Annotated in this window: 20 protein-coding genes; 12 read left to right on the top strand and 8 right to left on the bottom strand. The window is 69.6% G+C overall.

Annotated features, from left to right (window positions below):
- Window positions 1-27: 27 nt before the first annotated feature.
- Both GH747_RS02515 and GH747_RS02510 read right to left on the bottom strand, forming a co-directional pair.
- Complete coding sequence (locus GH747_RS02515) at window positions 28-975, bottom strand: NAD-dependent epimerase/dehydratase family protein (RefSeq protein WP_149767949.1); 948 nt, start codon at window positions 973-975, stop codon at window positions 28-30.
- Between the two features lie 129 nt (window positions 976-1,104).
- Window positions 1,105-1,680: a hypothetical protein gene (locus GH747_RS02510; RefSeq protein WP_149767947.1), complete on the bottom strand. Its 576-nt coding sequence runs from the start codon at window positions 1,678-1,680 to the stop codon at window positions 1,105-1,107.
- Between the two features lie 228 nt (window positions 1,681-1,908).
- Here GH747_RS02510 and sigJ point away from each other — a divergent pair, with 228 nt between their 5' ends.
- Window positions 1,909-2,838 carry an RNA polymerase sigma factor SigJ gene (gene sigJ, locus GH747_RS02505; protein WP_149767945.1) on the top strand — a complete coding sequence of 310 codons (930 nt, stop codon included), beginning with the start codon at window positions 1,909-1,911 and terminating at the stop codon, window positions 2,836-2,838.
- Between the two features lie 69 nt (window positions 2,839-2,907).
- The gene (locus GH747_RS02500) at window positions 2,908-3,381 is read left to right on the top strand and encodes a VOC family protein (RefSeq protein WP_205602728.1); all 474 of its coding nucleotides are present in this window, start codon (window positions 2,908-2,910) and stop codon (window positions 3,379-3,381) included.
- 21 nt (window positions 3,382-3,402) lie between these two features.
- On the opposite strand, the gene GH747_RS02495 is transcribed toward GH747_RS02500, so the two are convergent.
- Together GH747_RS02495 and GH747_RS02490 are read right to left on the bottom strand one after the other, a co-directional pair.
- Window positions 3,403-3,762, bottom strand: a complete 360-nt coding sequence (locus GH747_RS02495) for an MmcQ/YjbR family DNA-binding protein (protein ID WP_149767941.1) — start codon at window positions 3,760-3,762, stop codon at window positions 3,403-3,405.
- A gap of 30 nt (window positions 3,763-3,792) precedes the next feature.
- Window positions 3,793-4,188, bottom strand: coding sequence for a VOC family protein (locus GH747_RS02490; RefSeq protein ID WP_149767939.1), 396 nt, complete (start codon window positions 4,186-4,188; stop codon window positions 3,793-3,795).
- Between the two features lie 139 nt (window positions 4,189-4,327).
- Here GH747_RS02490 and GH747_RS02485 point away from each other — a divergent pair, with 139 nt between their 5' ends.
- Entirely contained in the window at window positions 4,328-4,714 is a 387-nt protein-coding gene (locus tag GH747_RS02485; protein ID WP_149767938.1) for a VOC family protein, read from the top strand.
- 17 nt (window positions 4,715-4,731) lie between these two features.
- Here the strand turns inward: GH747_RS02485 and arr are convergent, their stop codons facing one another.
- Together arr and GH747_RS02475 are read right to left on the bottom strand one after the other, a co-directional pair.
- Window positions 4,732-5,154, bottom strand: coding sequence for an NAD(+)--rifampin ADP-ribosyltransferase (arr, locus tag GH747_RS02480; protein WP_149767936.1), 423 nt, complete (start codon window positions 5,152-5,154; stop codon window positions 4,732-4,734).
- A gap of 5 nt (window positions 5,155-5,159) precedes the next feature.
- Window positions 5,160-6,047 carry a helix-turn-helix transcriptional regulator gene (locus GH747_RS02475; RefSeq protein ID WP_149767934.1) on the bottom strand — a complete coding sequence of 296 codons (888 nt, stop codon included), beginning with the start codon at window positions 6,045-6,047 and terminating at the stop codon, window positions 5,160-5,162.
- A 101-nt stretch (window positions 6,048-6,148) separates the two neighbouring features.
- On the opposite strand from GH747_RS02475, the gene GH747_RS02470 reads away from it, so the two are divergent.
- From GH747_RS02470 to GH747_RS02450, 5 genes are all read left to right on the top strand, one after another.
- Window positions 6,149-7,198 carry an alcohol dehydrogenase catalytic domain-containing protein gene (locus GH747_RS02470; protein ID WP_149767932.1) on the top strand — a complete coding sequence of 350 codons (1,050 nt, stop codon included), beginning with the start codon at window positions 6,149-6,151 and terminating at the stop codon, window positions 7,196-7,198.
- Window positions 7,195-8,616: an MFS transporter gene (locus GH747_RS02465; protein WP_149767930.1), complete on the top strand. Its 1,422-nt coding sequence runs from the start codon at window positions 7,195-7,197 to the stop codon at window positions 8,614-8,616. The genes GH747_RS02470 and GH747_RS02465 overlap by 4 nt, the downstream gene beginning before the upstream one ends.
- Window positions 8,613-9,320 (top strand): flavodoxin, encoded by a 708-nt coding sequence (locus tag GH747_RS02460; RefSeq protein WP_149767929.1) that lies wholly within the window; start codon window positions 8,613-8,615, stop codon window positions 9,318-9,320. Before GH747_RS02465 ends, GH747_RS02460 begins: the two co-directional genes overlap by 4 nt.
- A 30-nt stretch (window positions 9,321-9,350) precedes the next feature.
- Window positions 9,351-10,229, top strand: a complete 879-nt coding sequence (locus GH747_RS02455; RefSeq protein WP_149767927.1) for an aldo/keto reductase — start codon at window positions 9,351-9,353, stop codon at window positions 10,227-10,229.
- Between the two features lie 77 nt (window positions 10,230-10,306).
- Window positions 10,307-10,858: a mycothiol transferase gene (locus GH747_RS02450; protein ID WP_149767925.1), complete on the top strand. Its 552-nt coding sequence runs from the start codon at window positions 10,307-10,309 to the stop codon at window positions 10,856-10,858.
- 18 nt (window positions 10,859-10,876) lie between these two features.
- Here the strand turns inward: GH747_RS02450 and GH747_RS02445 are convergent, their stop codons facing one another.
- Entirely contained in the window at window positions 10,877-11,959 is a 1,083-nt protein-coding gene (locus GH747_RS02445; RefSeq protein ID WP_149767923.1) for a cytochrome P450, read from the bottom strand.
- Between the two features lie 111 nt (window positions 11,960-12,070).
- Here GH747_RS02445 and GH747_RS02440 point away from each other — a divergent pair, with 111 nt between their 5' ends.
- The 4 genes from GH747_RS02440 to GH747_RS02425 are packed head-to-tail and all read left to right on the top strand — an operon-like array spanning window position 12,071 to window position 14,768.
- On the top strand, window positions 12,071-12,847 hold the full coding sequence (locus GH747_RS02440) for an ABC transporter ATP-binding protein (RefSeq protein WP_149767921.1): 777 nt from the start codon (window positions 12,071-12,073) through the stop codon (window positions 12,845-12,847).
- Window positions 12,840-13,604 carry an ABC transporter permease gene (locus tag GH747_RS02435; protein ID WP_149767919.1) on the top strand — a complete coding sequence of 255 codons (765 nt, stop codon included), beginning with the start codon at window positions 12,840-12,842 and terminating at the stop codon, window positions 13,602-13,604. Before GH747_RS02440 ends, GH747_RS02435 begins: the two co-directional genes overlap by 8 nt.
- A 22-nt stretch (window positions 13,605-13,626) precedes the next feature.
- The gene (locus GH747_RS02430; RefSeq protein WP_149767917.1) at window positions 13,627-13,998 is read left to right on the top strand and encodes a DUF1048 domain-containing protein; all 372 of its coding nucleotides are present in this window, start codon (window positions 13,627-13,629) and stop codon (window positions 13,996-13,998) included.
- The gene (locus GH747_RS02425) at window positions 13,998-14,768 is read left to right on the top strand and encodes a MerR family transcriptional regulator (RefSeq protein WP_149767915.1); all 771 of its coding nucleotides are present in this window, start codon (window positions 13,998-14,000) and stop codon (window positions 14,766-14,768) included. The genes GH747_RS02430 and GH747_RS02425 overlap by 1 nt, the downstream gene beginning before the upstream one ends.
- A 47-nt stretch (window positions 14,769-14,815) precedes the next feature.
- Here GH747_RS02425 and GH747_RS02420 read toward each other — a convergent pair whose 3' ends face one another.
- The gene (locus GH747_RS02420; protein ID WP_149767913.1) at window positions 14,816-15,667 is read right to left on the bottom strand and encodes a DUF4437 domain-containing protein; all 852 of its coding nucleotides are present in this window, start codon (window positions 15,665-15,667) and stop codon (window positions 14,816-14,818) included.
- Window positions 15,668-15,763 lie beyond the last annotated feature (96 nt).

Raw genomic sequence — 15,763 nt, 5'->3', positions numbered from 1 at the left:
CACAGACCAGGAGAGGGCTCGGCGGGATCACCCGATGCCGGTCTTGAAGCCCTGACGCCAGGTCGCGTACGTCGGAGTCCAGCCAAGCGCCTGCTTGGCCTTGGCGTTGGACGATCCGCGCACGGAGGTCATCAGTGCCGTGCCGAACTGGCCGATCAGCGGACGTGCGATCCAGGCGGGCAGCCGCATCGGCTTCTTGCCGCCGACCTGCTCGGCCAGGAAGGGGAGCCACTGGTTCACCGGCGCCGGCTCGTCGTCGACGATGTTGTAGATGCCGGGCGCACCCCGCTCGACGGCAGCCACGGTTGCGGAACCGACGTCGTCGATGTGGACGAACGACCACACTCCGGTGCCTCCGCCGACCACGGGCAGCTTGCCCTGGCGAAGCAGGTCGGCGAGGGCGCCGTCGCGGGAGGTGGCGTTGCCGGGTCCGTAGAAGTTGCCGTAGCGCAGCACGATCCCCTCGATCCCCGGCGCACCCGTGACGGTGTCCTCGAGGTGACGGATCGCCGCGAGCGACGCGCGCGCCTCCTTGCCCGGGTCACCGATCAGGGGATCGTCCTCGGACTTGACCGCGCCGCCGGTGCGATCGTAGGCCCAGCCTCCGCCGAAGCTCTGCGCGACGAAGCGGCGTACGCCGTGAGTAGCGGCGGCCGCCAGCAGGTGGTCGGTGCCCTCGGTCCGCAGCCGGTTCGTCATCGCGAACTCCTGGTCCCACTTCTTGAGGTTGCCGCTGAGCCCGCTGAGTGCGGTGAGCTCGTGCACGATCACTTCCGGCTTGGCCTCGGCGACGGCGGCGAGCACGCTCTCCGCCGACAACGGGTCCATGACGATGCCGGTCGCGCCCTGGGCGTGAAGGGCCTCGCAGCCTGTGTCGCGGCGGGTCGAGCCGGTGACGTCGTGGCCCGCCTCGACGAGGAGTGGGACCAGTCGGCTCCCGACCGCTCCGGTCGCCCCGGCGATGAAGATTCGCATCTCTCTGCTCCTGTCGGTCGATGTTTCCCCGTCCGACGAAGCAGCACCCGCGCTTGTGACAGGGCCGTCCCGCCGGGCGCCCTCGTACGGCGAGCGGAGCGGGTCGCGCACCGAACCGACGAGCGGGGCTCAGACCTTCCAGGCGACGCTGGCGAGCATCGAGTCGATGGAGTCGTCGGCCTCGGCCAGGTTCACCGGCACGACGAACGTGATGTCCCATGCGTAGCCGGCCCGGCTGCCGCCCACGGTGTACGCGCGCTCCTCGCCCCTGCGCGCCTCGACGACCCACGACTCCACACCGGCGACGTCACGGTTTCCCAGTCGCTGCGTCCGGTACCCGTCGGTGCGATAGGTCTCCTCCACGCCGTCGGCGTAGTAGTTGTGGTCGGGGTCGACGACGTTCGCGTCCAGCAGCGACCCGATGACGACGGAAACGACCCCGGCGTCGATCCGCTTCGTCGCGGCGTCGGCGCCGACCAGGCGCCAGTCGATGCCCTCCACGAGATTGAGCTGGAGGACGTCGTCGCCGATCACCGGCCCTGCAGCCGGCGTGACCGTCGGCTGTGCCGGCGCCTGCGACGTCGGAGTCGACGGCGACGAGGAAGACTTCCGGGTCGGAGCATCGGCATCGGCGTCGTCGTCGCCGCAGCCCGCGAGCAGCAGCAGCGTCAATGCCAGACCCGTGAGGGCCGCGCGACCTCGCATCAACACACCTCATCATCCTGAGCAAGGCAACCCGCTCGAAGCCCGATCACTGACCGGATGCTGTCTGGAGGACTCGCACCTTAGCAACGGCGCTCGGCGCTGGACGCGACGGTGCCGTACGGCCTGGGACCGCGCGCCTGGCTATCTGGGTTGACGTCATGCGGCATCCCTTGCAGTGTGTGCTCCGGTGATCACCACATCGGCCGGCCAGATCGGGGGGCGACCTGCATGCTGGATCTCGCGTCAGCGCACGACGACCTCCGTCCGCTGATGTTCTCGATCGCCTACCGGATGCTCGGAAGCGTCGCGGAGGCTGAGGACGTCGTGCAGGAGGCGTTCTTGAAGATGCACCGCCACGATCGGAGCACCGACGGCGACAGCGGATCCGGCCGGATCGACAACCTCGACGCCTACGCCACGACCGTCACCACGCGGATCGCGATCGACACGCTCCGGTCGGCCAGGGTACGGCGCGAGCAGTACGTCGGACCGTGGCTTCCGGAGCCGATCGTCGCCACTCAGGACGCCGACCCGGCCCACCGCCTCGACCAGGACGAGACCGTCACCACCGCCTTCCTCGTCGTGCTCGAGGCGCTGAGCCCGACCGAACGCGCGGTGTTCGTGCTGCGCGAGGTGATCGGCTACTCGTATGCGGACATCGCTGCCGTGGTCGACAAGAGCGAGGCCAACTGCCGTCAGATCCTGGCGCGCGCGAAGCGGCGGATCAGCGACGCGCAGCTGCAGTCGGGCCCCTCTCGTGAGGAGGCCGACCAGCTGGCCAGGGAGCTGGTGGCGGCGCTAGCCGCGGCCGACCTCAACGGGCTTGAGCGGCTCCTGGCCACCGACGTCGTCTTCGTCGGTGACGGTGGCGGACGTGCACCGGCCATCCAGAAGCCGATGGTCGGCGTCGTCGCCGTCGCCCGCTTCCTCCTCGGGTTGATGCGGGCGGGCGAGAAGTTCGGCGTACTCCTCGAGATCTCCGACGCCAACGGTCAGCCGGCCCTCCTGACGCGAGCAGGTGATGGTGCTCTGGTCGGCGTGCTCTCGATCGATGTCGCCGACGGACGCATCGTCGCGCTGCGCAACGTGCTCAACCCGGACAAGCTCGGTCATCTCGGGCCGGTGGGTGACCTGTGGGAGCTGCTCAGCCACCGATGAGTCTTGTGGCACGTGGTGGTCGTACTACCTGTCACGAAGACCATCGACGAGGAGGCAACGATGCCATCGGTGCGCACACATCTGTGGTTCGGCAACAACCAGGCCGCCGAGGCGGCGCAGTTCTACGCCGAGAACATCCCGGGCTCGGAAGTCCGCAGGGTGGTCCCGGCACCGGGAGGGGTTGGCGGGGTCGAGGAGGGCGAGCCCTTCGTGGTGGAGTTCGTCGTCGCCGGCCACGAGGTGACCGGCCTCAACGCCGGACCCGACTTCACTCTGGACGAGGCCTTCTCGTTCTACCTCCTCGTCGACGGCCAGGACGAGGTCGACCACTACTGGGACCTTCTCACCGCGGACGGCGGTCAGCCCGCGCCGTGCGGCTGGTGCAAGGACAAGTTCGGCGTCTCCTGGCAGGTCATCCCGCGGCAGCTGGAGGAGCTGTCCGGGGACTACAGCACCGCGGCGAACCGGCGGGTGATGGAGGCGATGCTCCAGATGGGCAAGATCGACGTCGCGGCGCTGCAGGCGGCGTACGACGGGTCGTGACGGCGGCGCCCGCCCGGCGACTCAGCCCGGACCGCCGGGGTGCGCAAGGTCGTACGCATGGGACAGCTTCTTGGGAACGACCATGCGCCACGCGTCGACGACAAGCTCGCGGGCCTCGGTCCGGTCGAGTGCGGCCAGCTCTGCGCGGACCCAGTTGAAGCGCAGGTCCGACTCGGCAGGCATCTGGAACCTGTGCGGCTCGGCGGCGACGAGCGCTGCCCGCTCCTCCTTCGGGAACGCGAACTCCATCACGGTCTCGTCGAGCGAGAACGCCACATAGACGATCTGCTTCACCCGGAACTTCAGCCTGCCGCGCACGTACACCTCGTACGAGCGCTCCAGCTCGCCTCCCAACGGCCGGACGTCCTCGATCACCGCCATGCCTACCCCTTCACACCGAGCTCAGCCCGGTCAGCTGCGGTCGGCTTTCGACGCTTCGAACAGCTCGACGAGGTTGCCGGCCGGATCGGTGATCAGTCGTTGTCGACCGCCAGGCCCCTCGACGACATCACCGAGGAAGGTCAGTCCTTCGCCTTCCACCCGCGCGATCTCCGCGTCGAGGTCGTCGACGACGAGATGGATGCGGTTGCGCCCGGGGACGTCCAGGTCCGGCGGTGTGGCGCGGGCGCCGGAGCTCGTCGGCCCTGACAGCAGCAGGCGGAGCGCACCGCGCGTCACCTCGGCGAACGCAGGCGGGCGGGCGAAGCCGACGGAGAAGCCAAGATGGTCCGCGTAGAAGTCGGTCGCGGCCTGCACGTCGTCGACGACGTAGCGGACCGACGCCTGCGTCGAGTGATCGTCGTCCATGCTGGATCGCCTCTTCACTGGTGGCGGCGGGGACTCACCCATCTTCCCTCCGGACCGTCGGCCGGGGCCACGCCTTTTGGTGCGGGGAGCACTTGCGTCCGAGTCGTGTCCGAGTCACCCTGCCGGGGGAGGTTCCGACGTGGCCAGCAAGTTCACCGAGCTCGAGATCGACTGTGCCGAGCCCCACGCGCTTGCCCGGTTCTGGTGCGCGGTCCTCGACTACGAGGTGCAGGGCGACGAGCACGAGGTGGTCACCATCGGCTCCCCGCTGGTGCCTGAGGGCAAGGACCGTCGTGGTCCGGTGCCACCGACGTTGACCTTTGCGCGTGTTCCCGAGGGCAAGCACGTCAAGAACAGGCTCCACATCGATGTCAACCCCACAGACCGGGAGCAGGACGACGAGGTCCGGCGCCTGCTCGACCTCGGTGCCCGATACGTCGACGTCGGTCAAGGCGACGTCAGCTGGGTCGTCCTCGCGGACCCTGAGGGCAACGAGTTCTGCGTCCTGGCGAGCCGTCGGCCCTGATCGAGGCGTATGACGGGCTAGTCCTCGATGGCCTCGATGCCTTGCCGTTCGAGCTCGTCGAGGTGGTCGCGCATGTGTTGGAGCACCTCGGGCGGATGTGGCTCCCAGCGCTCGATCTCGCCGACGACACGCAGCGCGTGCCGGGTGCGGTAGGACCGTGTCGGGTTGCCTGGGAACCGCTGGTCCGTCAGGTTCGGGTCGTCCTCGAACGGGCCCGTGGGTTCGACCTCGTAGATCCTGCCGGGTGCGTCGCCCACCGCCAGCTCGGCGCCCCAGGTCGCCGCGTCCAAGGTCGCGGTCAGGTAGAGGAAGCTCGCCGTCGCGCGCCTGCCGAAGTTGGACGCGTACCCGGGCGCCAGGAGCTCACCCGGCCGCAGGTCCGCCTTCGTGCCGTGGAAGAACGGTCCGAGGTCGGGGCCGAGGCTCTCGAGGTCCGGCATCGGTTCTAGGAGTCCTTCGCGGAGGTCGCCTCGGTGGCTGCCTGCGTCGCGACCCACGAGGCGAGGAGCTTGAGCGCGTCGGAGGTCGGGCTTCCCGCGGGTGCGGTGTAGACATTGAGGTGCAGACCCGGCTCGGACGGGAACTCGAGGTCTTCGAAGTCGAGGTCGAGCTGCCCGACGACCGGGTGTCGCAGACGCTTGCGGCCGCTGCGGTGGTAGCGGACGTCCTGCGAGGCCCAGCGCTGCCGGAACAGCTCGCTGCAGGTCGATAGCTCCCCGACGAGCGCGATCAGTGCCTTGTCGTGCGGGTTGCGGCCCGCTTCGAGCCGGAGCATCGCCGCCGCGTCGCGGGCGACCGCGTCGTAGTCCACGAACAGCTCGCGTGCCGCCTCGGGGTGGAGGTAGATGAAGCGGGTCGTGTTCGCGGGGCGGCGGGGGTCGGCCAGGACCGGCGCGTACAGCGCACGAGCGAGCGGGTTCATCGCGAGGATGTCGTGGCGACCGTTGCGCACCCACGCGGGCGCGTCGCCGATCGCGTCGACGACCTGCTGGATCGCAGGGCGTACGGTGCCCTGCTTCGCGCGGCGCCGCCGGGGGCTGCTGCCCGACTCGCGTGCGAGGTCGTACAGGTGGTCACGCTCTGCGTCGTCGAGCTGGAGCGCGATGGCGAGCGCGTCGAGGACACCCTCGGACGCGCCGGCGAGGCTGCCGCGTTCCATACGGACGTAGTAGTCGACCGAGACGCCGGCCAGCATCGCGACCTCTTCGCGCCGCAGGCCCTTCACGCGGCGGTTGCCGCCGTACGCGGGCAGCCCGGCCTGCTCGGGGGTGATCCGCGCGCGCCGTGAGCTGAGGAACTCACGGATCTCGGCACGGAGGTCCATCGGTGGCATTCCTCCACGGTAGGTCGGGAGCCGGTGGAGTGGGGGGTACTGCGGTTACCCGGAACGACCGGCACTCCCGCTGCGCGCTGAGGCCGGGTCGAATGGAAGTCATGCGAGCCACCTTCATGTTCGGCGCCGGCGACGTCCGCGTCCTCGATGCCCCAGATCCCACGATCCAGCTGCCGACCGACGCCCTCGTGCGAGTCACCCGGTCCTGCGTCTGCGGCTCCGACCTGCACCCGTACCACTCCATGCCGCCCACGGACGCCGGCTCGACGATGGGCCACGAGTTCATCGGCGTCGTCGAGGCGGTCGGCGCAGACGTCCGCACCCTGCGCCCGGGCGACTTCGTCATCGCGCCCTTCGCGATCTCCTGCGGAGTCTGCGAGTTCTGCCGCGCGGGACTCCAGACCTCGTGCGTGAACGGCGGCTTCTGGAACGACCCGAGCATCGGCGCCGCCGGTGGTCAGGCGGAGGCGGTCCGCGTCCCGCTCGCCGACGGCACCCTGGTGAAGGTCCCCGGTGTCACGGAGGACACCGACGACGCCCTGCTCGGATCGCTGCTGACGCTCTCCGACGTGTACGGCACCGGCTGGCACGCGGCGGTGAAGGGCGGCGTGAGTGCCGGCACGTCCGTCACCGTGATCGGTGACGGCGCGGTCGGCCTGCTCGCGGTGCTCTCGGCCAAGCAGCTCGGTGCCGAGCGGATCGTCCTGATGGGACGGCACGACGTACGCACCCGGCTCGGCGTCGAGCTCGGCGCGACCGACGTCGTCGCCGAGCGGGGTGACGAGGGGATCGCCGCCGTCCGCGACCTCACCGGTGGCGGCAGCCAGGTCGTCCTCGAGGCCGTCGGTCATATGCCCGCGTACGACCAGGCGGTGGGCGTCGTGCGTCCGGGTGGGGTCATCAGCCGGGTCGGCGTCCCGCAGTACGAGGACGCTCCGGTCGGTTTCGGCAGCCTCTTCGGTCCCAACGTCACTCTCACCGGCGGCCCCGCCCCGGTGCGTGCCTACATCGAGCAGCTCCTCCCCGCCGTCCTCGACGGCACGGTCGATCCGGGCAGGGTGTTCGACCGCACGGTCTCCCTCGACGACACGCCGGCGGGGTACGCCGCCATGGACGCCCGCGAGGCACTGAAGGTGATGGTCACCCCGTGAGTCGCGTCGACACCGTCGACCGCCCTCAGGTAGCGCGGACCGCGGCCGACGGGCCGGCGCACCCGCGCGCCGTCCTCACGATCGTGCTGGTCAGCTACTTCCTGATCCTGCTCGACAACTCGGTGATCTTCACCGGGCTGCCGAGCATCGCCGCCGGGCTCGACATGGACGCCGCCGCCCTGTCGTGGGTCCAGGACGCGTACACGCTCGTCTTCGGTGGGCTGCTGCTTCTCGGCGCCCGGCTCGGCGACCTGCTGGGCCGGCGCCGGGTGTTCGTCGGCGGACTGCTGGTCTTCGTCCTCGCGTCCTTCCTTGTCGGGATCGCACCGACTGGCGGATGGCTGATCGGCGCCCGCGCGCTCCAAGGTGTCGGGGCCGCCGTCGTGGCGCCGGCTTCGCTGTCGCTGCTGACGGCGAGCTTCGGTGAGGGAGAGCAGCGCTCCCGTGCAGTCGCCTGGTACGCCGCCACCGCCGGCATCGGCGCCAGCGTGGGGATGCTCGTGGGCGGAGCCGCGGCCGAGTGGGTCTCGTGGCGTGCCGGGTTCTTCATCAACGTCCCCCTCGGGATCGCGATGGCGGTCCTCGCGCCGCGGTTCCTCCCGCCGTCGTCCCCCCGTCCGGGCCGCTTCGACGTCGCGGGTGCTGCTGCCGCCACGCTCGGCGTCGGCGCCCTGGTGCTGGGGATCCTCGAGTCCGCCGAGCGTGGCTGGACCGACCCGCTCGTGACCGGTGCGCTCGTGGCTGCTGTCCTGCTGCTCGGGTTCCTCGTCTGGCACGAGCGGCGCGTGGCCGAGCCGATCATGCCGCTGCGCCTGTTCGGCGACCGGCGTCGCAGCGGCGCGTACGTCGCCCGTGCGCTCTACCTCGGGGCCATGATGGGCTTCTTCTTCTTCACCACGCAGCTCATGCAGGGAGCGCTCGGATTCGACGCGTTCCAGGCGGGCTTGGGATTTCTCCCGATGACCGTGGTCAACTTCGCCGTCGCGACGGCACTGCCGCGCATCGCTCGGCGGTACGGCGAGGCGCACGTGCTCGTTGCCGGCGTCGTCCTCACGCTGGTGGGGATGGGCTGGCTCTCCCAGGTGGGTCCGGGCAGCACCTACCTGACCGGGGTGGCGCTTCCGATGGTCCTCGTGGGTGCCGGCCAGGGCCTGGCGTTCGCCCCGTTGACCAGCTTCGGGATCATCGGCGTCCGCGCCGACGACGCCGGTGCCGCCAGCGGCCTGGTCAACACGTTCCACCAGCTCGGCATGGCTCTCGGGCTCGCGGTCCTGGTCACCGCGTCCGCCGACGCCATCGACCTGACGGCGCAGGTGTCGACCGCCCTCACCTGGGGCACCGGACTGCTGGTCGCCTGCCTGCTGGTCGTCCTGACCGTCATCGGCCCTGCGCAGCACCGAACCACGGAGGTCTCATGACGCACGCGCGGGCCACGCTCACGAGCACGACGACACGGCGTGCGCTGCTGGGATCGCTTCTCGGCACCGCGGCCGGCGTGCTGCTCGCCTCCGCGAGCGGCTGCTCCCGCTCCGAGAGGTCGACTGATGCGCCTGACCGAGCCCGCCCGGCCACCGAGAGCACGTCGGACGCGTCGGTGGCCCGCCCCCGCGTGCTTCTGGCGTACTTCTCGCGCCCGGGCGAGAACTACTACTACGGCGACAGGATCGACCTCGCGGTCGGCAACACCGAGGTCCTCGCCGGCATGATCCGTGACCGGATCGGCTGCGACGTCTACCGGATCGAAGCCGTCGAGCCGTACTCGGACGACTACGACGAGACCGTCACGCGGAACACCCGCGAGCAGGCCGTCGACGCTCGACCGGGAATCGTGAAACCCTTGCAGAGCATCGAGGCGTACGACACCGTCGTGCTGGCGAGCCCGATCTGGAACGTCCGACCGCCACGCATCATGCGTACTTTCGTCGAGTCGCTCGACTTCACCGACCGTCCCGTCCATCCCGTCACCACCCACGCCATGAGTGGGCTGGGGACCAGTGAAGACGAGTACGCAGCCGCCTGCCGGGGCGCGACTCTCGGTGAAGGACTTGCCGTTCGCGGGGAGGAAGTCGCGGACGCGGGTCCAGATGTCGACGCCTGGTTGTCGCGGGTCGGCCTGACCTGAATGAAACCCCACCACTGATCGGAGCGATCCATGGAAACCCTCACTCTCAACAACGGCGTCACGATGCCGGCGCTCGGCTACGGCGTCTTCCAGACCCGACCCGACGAGACGATCACGGCGGTCGAGACCGCGCTCGACGCCGGCTACCGCCACATCGACACCGCCGCGGCCTACATGAACGAGCGTGAGGTCGGCGAAGCGCTGAGGCGGTCGAGCCTCGCCCGCGACGACGTGTTCGTGGAGACCAAGGTCTGGATCACCGACTACGGGTACGACGACACGCTGCACGCCTTCGAGAAGAGCGCCGGGAAGCTCGGGATCGAGCAGATCGACCTCCTGATCCTGCACCAGGCTCTGCCCAGCGCGTTCGACCGGACGATCGCCGCCTACCGCGCCCTCGAGCGTCTGCTCGCGGACGGCTCGGTCCGCGCGATCGGGGTCAGCAACTTCATGCCGCGACACCTCGACCGGCTCCTCGACGAGACCGAGATCGTCCCCGCGGTCAACCAGATCGAGGTGCACCCGTACTTCCGGCAGCCCGAGCTCCTGGCGTACGACCGCGAGCGCGGGATCGTCAACCAGGCGTGGTCGCCCATCGGCGGGATCACCTTCTACCGCGATGGCTCGAAGGGCTCGACGCTCGAGGACCCGGTCATCAACGAGATCGCAACGGCCCACCAGAAGACGCCGGCCCAGGTAATACTGCGCTGGCACCTCCAGCAGGGCCGCCAGGTCATCCCGAAGTCCGTCACCCCGTCGCGCATCGCCGAGAACATCGACGTCTTCGACTTCACGCTCACCGACGACCAGCTCGCGGCGATCGATGGCCTCGACACCGGCGTACGGGGTGGGCCCGAGCCGGAGGACATCACTCTCGCGAGCTTCGGGCGCGAGATCCCCGAAGCCTGAGGAGCACGGCCAGCGGGTGGCCTCGGTGCCCCGGATATCACTTGCCCGCCGGGAGCCCTGCGACAAGCATGGGCGGAATGAGCGACCCAGCGAGGCGATGGACCCAGGCCACCGAGTACACCGACATGTGGGTCGATCCCGCCGACGACCCGCGCGAGAGCGCGGGTGAGGTGGAGGGCGAGCTCGCGACGCTCCAGGACTATCTGCAGGGCTACCGGCTGACGCTCACGATGAAGTGCGACGGCCTCGACGCCGAGCAGCTCGCCCGGCGCTCGGTGCCGCCGTCGACGATGTCGCTGCTCGGTCTGCTCCGCCATCTCGCCGAGGTCGAGCGCGACTGGCGGGGCTGGTTCGGCCCGCCGGAGCCGAGACTGTACGGCGAGCACGACGCCGACTTCGACGGAGCCGACGCTGACCCGGACCTGGTGGCTGCGGCGTACGCCGACCTTGCGCGCGAGCAGGCGGCGACCGACGCGGCGCTGGCGCCGTACGAGGACCTGGGAGAGCGGCTCGGCAAGGACCGCATCGCGGTCCGAGAGCTGTGGGTGCATCGGGTCGAGGAGTATGCGCGGCACTGCGGGCACGCCGACCTCCTACGGGAGTGTGTGGACGGCCGCGTCGGGCAGTGACGGACGCGGGTGCACGGCTCAGGCCAACGTCACGGACACCGAACGGAACCCCGCTGCGGGCGCCTCCTCACGGACGGGACGGTGGCTGTCGTCGAGCGTGACGCGCCCCGCGGCGAGCAGCGTGCGCACGAGGATGCGGAGCTCGAGCGTCGCGAGTGGTCGCCCGGGACAGACGTGCGGGCCGGTCCCGTAGACGAGGTTCGCCGCGGCGTGCCCGTCCGGGTCGTACGAGTCGGCGTCGGCGAACGCGTCGGGGTCACGGTTCGCCGCGCGCCAGTCGAGGACGAGCCGGTCCCCGGCAGCGACCGGACAACCACCCGCCGTCGTGTCGGACGTGGCGATCCGGCGGTTCGACACGAACGGGTCGTCGAGTCGGAGCATCTCCACGATCGCGGCGTCGAGGCTCTCGTCGTCGGCGACAGCGAGCGCCGGTTGGTGCGCCGGGTGCGTCGCGAGCCAGTGCACGACGACGCCCGTGCACAGCGCGAGCGATGACAGGTCGCCGCCGGTCCAGTTGCGCAGGATCGAGACGAGCTCCGCGTCGGTGAGCCCGCGCCCGTCCTCGGTCTTCAGGCCCATCAGCTCCGTCGTCACGTCCACCGGTACGCCGTCGTCACGGCGTGCCGCGAGCAACGACCGGATGATCGCGTCGAAGCGCTCAGCCACCTTCGTCGTACGGGCGACGTCACCGCTCCGGCTCGCCGCACGGTTGTCCTCCACCCAGGCGAGCAGCTCGTCCTCGAGGTCCGTCGGCCATCCGAGCCACACGGACTGCGCGCGGACCGCGAACCGCGCGCCGAGGACGGACACCGCGTCGAACGTCCCCACGCCGAGAGCGGCCACGACGCCGTGCGCGGTGCGTTCCAACGCGGGGGCGAGGGCGGACATCCGCTCCGGGGCGAAGAACGGATCGAGCAGGCGCCGGAACGCTGCGTGCTCCGCGCCGTCGAGGCCGTTCGGCACCTGGAGGTACCGGGAGACAGCGCTGGAGAAGGTGGCTGGGTCGTGCGCTGCCGCGACGACGTCGGCGTGGCGACGCAGCACGAGCCGGCCGAGCCCGTCGCGCGCCGTACGGGGGAACGGTTCGGAGAGCTCGGTCACCCGTCAACGATGCGACAGCTTGCGCGTGCACGCACCTCGCGCCGGGCACGGCCGACCTCTCCGAAATTGATGCTTGACCTTGACCCTGCGTCAGGGCCGCAACCTTGAGTCATGACAACAACGCAAGCCATCCAGATAGCCGGACTCACGAAGTCCTACGGCGAACAACCGGTGCTGCGGGGCGTCGACCTCGTCGTGGCGCAGGGGAGCATCTTTGCTCTGCTCGGCTCGAACGGCGCCGGAAAGACCACGGTCGTGCGGATCCTGTCCACGCTGATCAAAGCCGACGGGGGCACGGCCACCGTCAACGGATTCGACGTCGTCTCGGAAGCCGCGCAGGTGCGCGAGTCCTTCAGCCTCACCGGACAGTTCGCGGCCGTCGACGAGATCCTGAGCGGCCGCGAGAACCTCGTGCTGGTCGCGAAGCTGCGCCACCTCGCGAACCCGGGAGCCATCGCCGACGACCTGCTCGCCCGCTTCTCGCTGAGCGACGCCGGCGGGCGGAAGGTGGCGACGTACTCCGGCGGCATGCGCCGACGCCTCGACATCGCGATGAGCCTGATCGGGGATCCGCCGGTCATCTTCCTCGACGAGCCGACCACCGGGCTCGACCCGCAGGCGCGCATCGAGGTGTGGGACGCCGTGAAGGAGCTCGCCGGCCAGGGGACGACCGTCCTGCTCACCACCCAGTACCTCGACGAGGCCGAACAGCTCGCCGACAGGATCGCGATCCTCCACCAGGGACGGATCATCGTGAACGGCACGCTCGCCGAGCTCAAGCAGCTCCTCCCGCCCGCCAAGGTCGAGTACGTCGAGAAGCAGCCCACCCTCGAAGACGTGTTCTTCGCGGTCGTCGGCGCAGACACCTCAGGAGACAACGATGCCTAACTTCGCCACGGACACCGCCACGCTCACCGGACGGTCGCTGAGCCACATCAGGCGCAGCCCCGACACCATCATCACGACCGTCATCACACCGGTCGCCATGATGCTTCTCTTCGTCTACGTGTTCGGCGGTGCCATCGACACCGGTCCGGGATCGGACTCGTACGTGGACTACCTGCTGCCCGGCATCCTGCTCATCACGATCGCGTCGGGCGTCGCCTACACCGCGTACCGGCTCTTCACCGACCTGCAGGGCGGGATCTTCGAACGCTTCCAGTCCATGCCGATCGCGCGCTCGTCGATGCTGTGGGCGCACGTGCTGACATCACTGGTCGCCAACCTCGTCTCGCTGGTGGTCGTCGTCGGCGTCGCGCTCCTCATGGGGTTCCGCACCGGGGCAGGGGTGCTGGCGTGGCTCGCGGTCGCGGGTCTCCTGATCCTCTTCACGCTGGGCCTGACTTGGCTCGCCGTGATCCCCGGCCTGACGGCGAAGACGCTGGACGGTGCGAGCGCGTTCTCGTACCCGCTCATCTTCCTGCCGTTCATCAGCTCGGCGTTCGTGCCCACCGACAACATGCCGGGCCCGGTGCGGTGGTTCGCCGAGAACCAGCCCGTGACGTCCATCGTCAACACGATCCGCGACCTGTTCGCGCAGCAGCCCGTCGGCAACGACGTGTGGATCGCGCTCGCCTGGTGCGTCGGCATCCTCGTCGCCGCGTACGCCCTCGCGATGGCCACCTACCGCCGCAAGTTCGCCTGACCACCCTCGAAGGAGAAGACAGATGACCAACATCCTGAACAAGATCATCGGTGACAAGAAGCAGTGGAAGCGCATGGAGGCGCGTGCTGGCGAACTGCCGCGCGACTACCGGGTCGTGTACGACGAGATCAAGCGCTACATGTGGCGGTTCACGTCGGGGGACGGGTCCGACATCGTCGCTATCCTCGACGACGTGCTCGCGACGTTCGAGGCCGGAGCGGCCGATGGCTTGGGTGTCCTCGAGGTGACGGGGGAGGACGTGGCCGCCTTCTGCGACGATCGCCTGCAGGGCGCGAAGCCGTACGACGGCTACCTGGCGAAGTGGCGTACGTCGTTGAACCAGGTCGCGTTGAACCAGGTCGCCCTCGACCAGGACGTGAAGAAGAAGGCCTGATGCTCACGATCAGCCAGCTGGCGTCGCACGCCGGGGTGACGGTTCGCGCAGTCCGGCACTACCACGCGAAGGGGCTGCTGCCGGAGCCGGAGCGCGACCGCTCCGGCTACCGGCGGTACGACGCCCGGGCCGTCGTCGAGCTGATCCGGATCAGGACGCTGGCCGATGCCGGGGTCCCGCTGTCGAAGGTGAGCGACCTCCTCGCAGCTGGTCCCGAGGAGTTCGAGGCGGCGGTCGAGGTCATCGACCGCCGCCTCCGCACCGACATCCGCGAGCTGCAGCGCCACCGTCAACGGATCGCCCAGCTCGCGGCCGGGGACAGTCTCGCGCTCCCCCCCGAGGCGGTGGACTACTTCACCCGGATGCGGGAGCTGGGGTTCTCCGATCGGCTGATCGAGGTCGAGCGGGACAGCTGGATCCTCATCGCCGCCCAGGCGCCCGACGTGGTGCCGGACCTCATGGCCATGAAGCGGCAGCAGCTGGACGTGGGGTCGTTGCAGGTGCTGTACCGGGACCTCGGTGAGGTGGTCGACGCACGACCCGACGATCCGCGGCTCGCCGAGATCGTCGACCGGATCGTCGCGTTCATCGAGGGCGAGGTGGAGAGGGCGGAGGAAGCCGGTGTCGAGGAGTACGAGCAACCGCTCGACGACGACCTCATCGCTCTGCTCGACTCCGCGTTCCTCGAGTCCTTCCCGTGCGCACCGCGGCTCCTCCAGCTGCTCGAGGAGCGCGGCTGGACCGGCTGGACGATGATGGCGCGCGCCTAGCGGCCCGACGGCGCACCTCGGTGCGCCGCCGGACTCTGCCGAGGTGCTCAGGCGAGCTTCGGGTCCCACGGGCCGGTCTTGCGTGAACGGACCGGGAGCGTCGACGGGATCGGCGACTGGGTCTCCGGGTCGTAGTTCTCGGCCGTGCCGCCCCAGTCGATCCAGGTGTCGGTCGAGTACAGGTTCACGAGGACGCCGTCGCACCGGAGGATCCAGATGGTGTCCTCGAGCGTCTCGTAGTGGCCGTGCTTGATCCACGCCGGGCGGAACGCGTACGTGCCGGCGGTGGAGTCGCCGTGGACCGAGGCGGTGCGGCCCTCGAGGGTGAAGAACTCCTCGAAGACGGGGTGGTGCGGGAGGCGCGGCTCCTCCCAGCCCTTGGGTGCCTTGATGAGGCGGGTGTAGAAGTCCGTCTCCTTGTTGTGGTGCAGCATCTTGATGTAGAGCGGGGCCATCGGCCCGGGGGTGCGGTCGATCGTCGACGCCCACTCGAGGTCCGCGGGGTTGGTGATCGTCACCTCGTCGCTGGCGGGGGCGGTGCGCTCTCCGCCGAGGTCGAAGGTGCTCGGGCCGTACTCGCGCCAGTGGAGCAGGCGGCTGCCGGCGGCGACCTTCAGCTCGGCCATCGGCACGCCCTTCGGGACGTGGATGTACTCCCACGTGCCCATCGTCTGGCCGTCGTACTCCATCGAGCCCTCGACGACGAAGAACTCCGTGTCGGCGTGGGGGACGCCGGCACCGCGGCTCCAGTCCGTCGTGAACGACAGCATGAGCGAGGACGAGCCGTCCTCCTCGTCGACGGAGAAGCGCTGCTCCAGCACCTCGCCCTGTCCGCCCGGCAGCTCGGCCGGGTGCCAGACGTAGTCGTCCTCGTGAATCATCTCGACATGCGCTCGCACATCGACCTCCTCAAACTTGGCGATACAGGTTGTATCGGTTATTTCCTGAGCGAGACGGTAACCCAGACGCAAGCCCAGTGCAAGATGTACTGTTAA

It is taken from the genome of Mumia xiangluensis (assembly GCF_010994095.1).
GTDB classification, from domain to species: Bacteria; Actinomycetota; Actinomycetes; order Propionibacteriales; family Nocardioidaceae; genus Mumia; species Mumia xiangluensis.
The sequence above is the reverse complement of the archived record's forward strand: the minus strand, read 5'-3'. Positions and strand labels throughout refer to the sequence as shown.

Bases quoted from the DNA above. Each gene is read 5' to 3' on its own strand.
- GH747_RS02515 (WP_149767949.1), bottom strand. From the start codon at position 975: ATGCGAATCTTCATCGCCGGGGCGACCGGAGCGGTCGGGAGCCGACTG.
- GH747_RS02510 (WP_149767947.1), bottom strand. From the start codon at position 1,680: ATGCGAGGTCGCGCGGCCCTCACGGGTCTGGCATTGACGCTGCTGCTG.
- sigJ (WP_149767945.1), top strand. From the start codon at position 1,909: ATGCTGGATCTCGCGTCAGCGCACGACGACCTCCGTCCGCTGATGTTC.
- GH747_RS02495 (WP_149767941.1), bottom strand. From the start codon at position 3,762: ATGGCGGTGATCGAGGACGTCCGGCCGTTGGGAGGCGAGCTGGAGCGC.
- GH747_RS02490 (WP_149767939.1), bottom strand. From the start codon at position 4,188: ATGGACGACGATCACTCGACGCAGGCGTCGGTCCGCTACGTCGTCGAC.
- arr (WP_149767936.1), bottom strand. From the start codon at position 5,154: ATGCCGGACCTCGAGAGCCTCGGCCCCGACCTCGGACCGTTCTTCCAC.
- GH747_RS02475 (WP_149767934.1), bottom strand. From the start codon at position 6,047: ATGCCACCGATGGACCTCCGTGCCGAGATCCGTGAGTTCCTCAGCTCA.
- GH747_RS02470 (WP_149767932.1), top strand. From the start codon at position 6,149: ATGCGAGCCACCTTCATGTTCGGCGCCGGCGACGTCCGCGTCCTCGAT.
- GH747_RS02460 (WP_149767929.1), top strand. From the start codon at position 8,613: ATGACGCACGCGCGGGCCACGCTCACGAGCACGACGACACGGCGTGCG.
- GH747_RS02455 (WP_149767927.1), top strand. From the start codon at position 9,351: ATGGAAACCCTCACTCTCAACAACGGCGTCACGATGCCGGCGCTCGGC.
- GH747_RS02450 (WP_149767925.1), top strand. From the start codon at position 10,307: ATGAGCGACCCAGCGAGGCGATGGACCCAGGCCACCGAGTACACCGAC.
- GH747_RS02440 (WP_149767921.1), top strand. From the start codon at position 12,071: ATGACAACAACGCAAGCCATCCAGATAGCCGGACTCACGAAGTCCTAC.
- GH747_RS02435 (WP_149767919.1), top strand. From the start codon at position 12,840: ATGCCTAACTTCGCCACGGACACCGCCACGCTCACCGGACGGTCGCTG.
- GH747_RS02430 (WP_149767917.1), top strand. From the start codon at position 13,627: ATGACCAACATCCTGAACAAGATCATCGGTGACAAGAAGCAGTGGAAG.
- GH747_RS02425 (WP_149767915.1), top strand. From the start codon at position 13,998: ATGCTCACGATCAGCCAGCTGGCGTCGCACGCCGGGGTGACGGTTCGC.